We start from the raw sequence: 4,552 nt of genomic DNA, 5'->3' as shown, positions 1-4,552 counted from the left end.
GTTAAAATTGTCTTTTTTGACATCTTTATCGTTAAATTTTTCAACCATATGTTCACATATGCTTGAAAAATTTATCAATAAATCTACTCAAAAAATTTCAATTTTTCTAAGCAAAGCTAATTATGCAAGAAGTCTAATATTATTTCTCATCTTCTATAGGTGCAATTGGTGCTGTAGGCTGTAATTCAAGCCTCTCTTGCCCTGATTGAGGGACTAGAGTCCTCTCTACATGCATTTTCTGCCAAGAATCCACAATATTTTCTATACTGGAATTAAAGTTTTGAGGAAGCTCTTGCATTCTTGGATAACGATGAGCAAACCCTTCTAACGCAGAAAATGTCATATCAAAGTGATCCCTAAAATTTTCTGGAGGCTGAGAAAATACGTTAGTAGCCATTTCCATTTTGAAATTTTGTGCTTGTTGTTCAATGGGCATACTTTCTAAACTGATAAACTGCATATGATGTAATAAAGCTGCTTGCCCTTCAAGATTCAAACGCGGCATTATATCATTCATTTGGTGTATACGCTCTGAAGATAAGCTAGCATTTAGCTCTTTCACAAAACCACCAAATTGAGATGGAATGTTTGGATCTACTTTGATATTCAAAGACTGTGTTACAGGAGCAAATTCCATTTCCTTATTTCCTGCTGTACGTGCTGCTACCATAAGGCCCTCTGCCAAGACAGGGCTTATAGGAAATGGCCTACCACTTCTAGCATCAAAAGCAATTTGATCTCCAAGACTAGGATCTATATTTAAGGCTATAATTGCCTGCATTTGCGGCCTAAAGTCAGATCTTATATTATTTTGATCCGCAAGAATAGGCGCTAATATATTTGTAAACTCTTCCAAATTTTGAGGTAAACTTTCATTCCTTGCTTCAAGAGCCTTTGCATAGGAGAAAAAGCCTGATCCATTAAGCGATGCAACAATACTTGCATGAAAAAAAACGGGTGTTCCTTGTACAAGAGGTCCGGAATTCAAAAGGCTCTTCATAGTAGCCATCTGGCGTGCATTTAATGATGCGCCATTTTTGCTTAAGTTATCCAAAGCAAAGCCTATAAACTTTGGAAACGCATTTGGACTCTCCATATTCTGACGTTCTGCAATCGCTAAAAGCCCTCCTCGCAAGAAAGTAAGAGCTGGATTATATTGAATTTTAAAGTCATTTGCTTGATTAGGTCGTTGAAATTGTGCATTCAATGGCATTAACACGGATAACGCAGAAACCATTGTAAAGACTATGCATGTAGTTTTTGTTATTTTTTGCATATTAATCCCCTATTGATTAAAAATGTGACGTTACAACTTTTTTGAGAAACAGTCAAATGAAATACCTATTTTTAATAATTGCTTTGCCTCTTAGCTTATTTAGCAAAACGATTACACTAAACCTTCATTACTGTACAACCGAGGAAGAGCGTGCTTGGGGAGTAATGAATGTTCCCTACCTTCCCGAAGATGATGGAGTACTCTTTATCTCTACAACGCCAGGCTTTCCCAGCTTTTGGATGTTTAATTGTTTAATTGATCTATCTGTTGCTTTTATTGATAAAGATAAGATTATTCAAGAGATTCACGATTTAAAAGCCTACCCCATGATGATGGATCCTAAAAGACCTATAAAGACTCTTGAAGATTTAAACCTCTATCCTCCTGAAGATCCTGTTAGAAAGTTTTTTGCATTGCATGGGAAACAAGCTAAACACCCTACTCTTTATGCCTTAGAAGTACCCATAGGCTGGTTTAAAAAACACAATGTGAATATTGGCGATGCAATCATTTGGGAAGAAAATAGCCCAGTGGGTCATATTCATACTAAAGAATAATCATAACTGCAATTCTGCAACAAGTGTTGTTATATTCATTGTTTGCTCAGCCCCTGCAGGCGTTGCATAATTGCTATTGATGATTTGGATAGGAAGCATAAGCTTACCAAAATCTGCAGGAAGGTTTGCTCTTAGCGTATCTCCAAGCACCTTTCCTATAATATAGTCAAGCTGCCCCACATTTTTGTCTGCGCCATGGTACTTTGCTCTAAGGACAAAATCTTCTACAACAAAGGGCTTTGCATACTTTAATAACGTAGTAAGTTTTGCTTGTGTCGGTATCGTTCCTGCATTGTATAGCAAAGCAAGATACTTTCCATTTTCTCCAAATTTTGAAACTGCTGATTGAAAATCAAAATTGCTATTTGCAAGCATGAACAAGTCGTTGTAGGCTTTAATTTGATTAAAATAAAGCACTAAAGGAGTTCCCAAAAGGTTTACCGTAATAAGTCCTCCTCCTATTTGCAGCTCAGGGTTACCTTGAAAAATTTTATAAGCAGTAGTGTATGGGTTATTGTAGCTGGAAACAATATTTGATTGTACTGTCTGAGAAAATATTGCTAAAGCTTCTTTTAAAATATTGACGCCATTGCTAATAAATTGCTGTTCATTAGGCGTAAAAGTTTCTATTTTCATTCCAGCATCATTGATACCTGTTATGATTTCCTCTGCAAGAACATTCAGCCCCTCAGAAGTTGCAATCACCACAGCATTGGCATAGGCCCACAAGAGGTTTGGCAAGTTATCCCCTATAATAGTAACTCCTGCAAATGATGTATCTTCACTTATCAGAGCAATTAAGACTTTCTTTTGAGTTGTAGATAGATTTGATTCTTGGATGACTTCTAAAGCTGAGTCCATCAAGCTCTTCCCAGATTTTTTCCCAACAACGGCATACTCACCTACAGAGTCAATACTGCTACACTCTTGGCACTGTTTTAAAGGTGCTATTTTATTAACACCTAGGTCGTTAGATACTCTTTGTGCTAACTGATCCCAAATATTAACTTCTCGCACCTGCTGCGAAAACAAAGGTATTGAACACACAAACACAAGAGATACAATCTGAATCATTTTTTTCATATTTTACAAATCCTTAGCTATTTTTGCATCCATCCAAGCCTGCATGCTAAGTTGTTCATTTATATTTTCTGATTTTGCATACTCTTCGTTAATAAATTTAAGCCCTTCACTAACAAAAGGATTGTTAAATTGGTTTGGAGGGTAGGCAAAAAGTGTTTCACACATGCTTTTATCTACAATACTATCTACTTCTTTTTCCGTATGAGCAACTTTGAGCCCATAATAATAAGCTCTTTGAACAAAGTCTTGACTAGGTGCAACCCCTGCATATTTCATAAAGGCTGCAACAATCTCTTTTGTTTGCAAAGAGCCATACATTACCTGACTTGGAAAATTTGTACGTATGTCTTCCATTTCATAACTCTTGGCAACAAGGCCTGCAAGTTCCAGATAGGATGCAGCCTTATTTTTAGCAAGTATCAAAAAGCCTTCTGGGGTATCTACGATATTTGCCATATTTTCTTGTATTAACCAATCGTTGGCAGCCATGATATAGGTCTTATTGAATATCTCTCTTTGAGGTCTCAGTAGATTATTTCTATTTTCAATAACGCTTACAATAATACCTTTCCAGGCCTTTACAACGGCCTTTTTTTCGGGATCAAACCCATCGAGTGTATAACCTGCCGATTCAATTTTCTCTGGAAGTATCGCCAATCCCTCACTAGATGCAATGATTGCAAATTTTTGTAAAAATCCATCATCTTTTGATCGCAATAAAACAGCCCACTTTTTTCTGGTGGCTTGAGATAAATTAGCCTTTGCAACGTTATCTAAGGCTGCTATTCGATAAGACTCTCCCATGTAGTCTCTTAAAGCCCTGCGCTCAGCAAGTGCTTCAATTACATCAATGTATATACTCTCTTTATCAGCTTGTTCTTCACGATAGACAGTAAATGATGCATTACCCTGAGCTACAACACACTGAAAACTCATTGCGCACAATAATGCAGAAAGTATCATTTTTTTCATAAATTTATTCCAAATTGCCTATGTCTATTCACGACTATGTATACACAAACAAGTTCAAGAATTGGTTTTTGACAACGCGAAAGCTTTCGCGGTTCAACGATCATAATCAACTCCATATAGCTATAATATTGAGTTGATTATGATCGTTGAGCCTCGGGGCTTTGGCGCAGTCAAAAAACAATCCTTGAACTTGTTTGTGTATATATTAAAAATTAATAAAACACAATTTTTTTTACATAGAGGCAGCAATTAGGAGTGGCGATGGATTTATAAGTGTTTTCTCGTCTAGTAGGCCAAATGAAGCGGAAACTAGAGATTAAAGTCACAAAAATCAACGTTATTTCAAATAATTAATAGATTACTTGTTGAATTTTGAATCTCTTATTCTCTGTCTTTATTTTCAAGGGCTGAGAAAACATCTTTAATCCCTCACAATCGCTACCAACACTTTTTAGCACCTTGGCTTTTCGGACTATCGAATAGCCCATTTTCAACTCTTTGAGCAGTATAAAATTTGGATCTGTGGCATATAGGGCATCTAAGTGAATGCAGAGGCGTAGGCGAGGAAACTGATGACGAAGCTCTCTGAGCAGGGATGGAAACGCAGTATTTTACCTTTTAGGCTATTTGGGGGACTGATGATAAACGCAGAGACGCAGCGACG

At 36.8% G+C, this 4,552-nt stretch carries 4 protein-coding genes; 1 reads left to right on the top strand and 3 read right to left on the bottom strand.

Annotated elements, in window-relative coordinates; translation table 11 throughout:
* Positions 1–139: 139 nt before the first annotated feature.
* Positions 140–1,276 (bottom strand): hypothetical protein, encoded by a 1,137-nt coding sequence (locus P4L16_07835; GenBank protein MDR3625030.1) that lies wholly within the window; start codon positions 1,274–1,276, stop codon positions 140–142.
* Between the two features lie 56 nt (positions 1,277–1,332).
* Between P4L16_07835 and P4L16_07830 the strand changes: the two genes are divergently transcribed.
* Complete coding sequence (locus tag P4L16_07830; protein ID MDR3625029.1) at positions 1,333–1,833, top strand: DUF192 domain-containing protein; 501 nt, start codon at positions 1,333–1,335, stop codon at positions 1,831–1,833.
* On the opposite strand, the gene P4L16_07825 is transcribed toward P4L16_07830, so the two are convergent.
* On the bottom strand, positions 1,834–2,916 hold the full coding sequence (locus tag P4L16_07825) for a hypothetical protein (protein MDR3625028.1): 1,083 nt from the start codon (positions 2,914–2,916) through the stop codon (positions 1,834–1,836).
* 3 nt (positions 2,917–2,919) lie between these two features.
* Positions 2,920–3,888, bottom strand: a complete 969-nt coding sequence (locus tag P4L16_07820) for a hypothetical protein (protein ID MDR3625027.1) — start codon at positions 3,886–3,888, stop codon at positions 2,920–2,922.
* Positions 3,889–4,552: the final 664 nt, after the last annotated feature.

The organism is Chlamydiales bacterium, assembly GCA_031292375.1.
Classification (GTDB): Bacteria; Chlamydiota; Chlamydiia; order Chlamydiales; family VFKH01; genus JARLHF01.
This window is presented reverse-complemented; position numbering and strand designations above follow the sequence as displayed.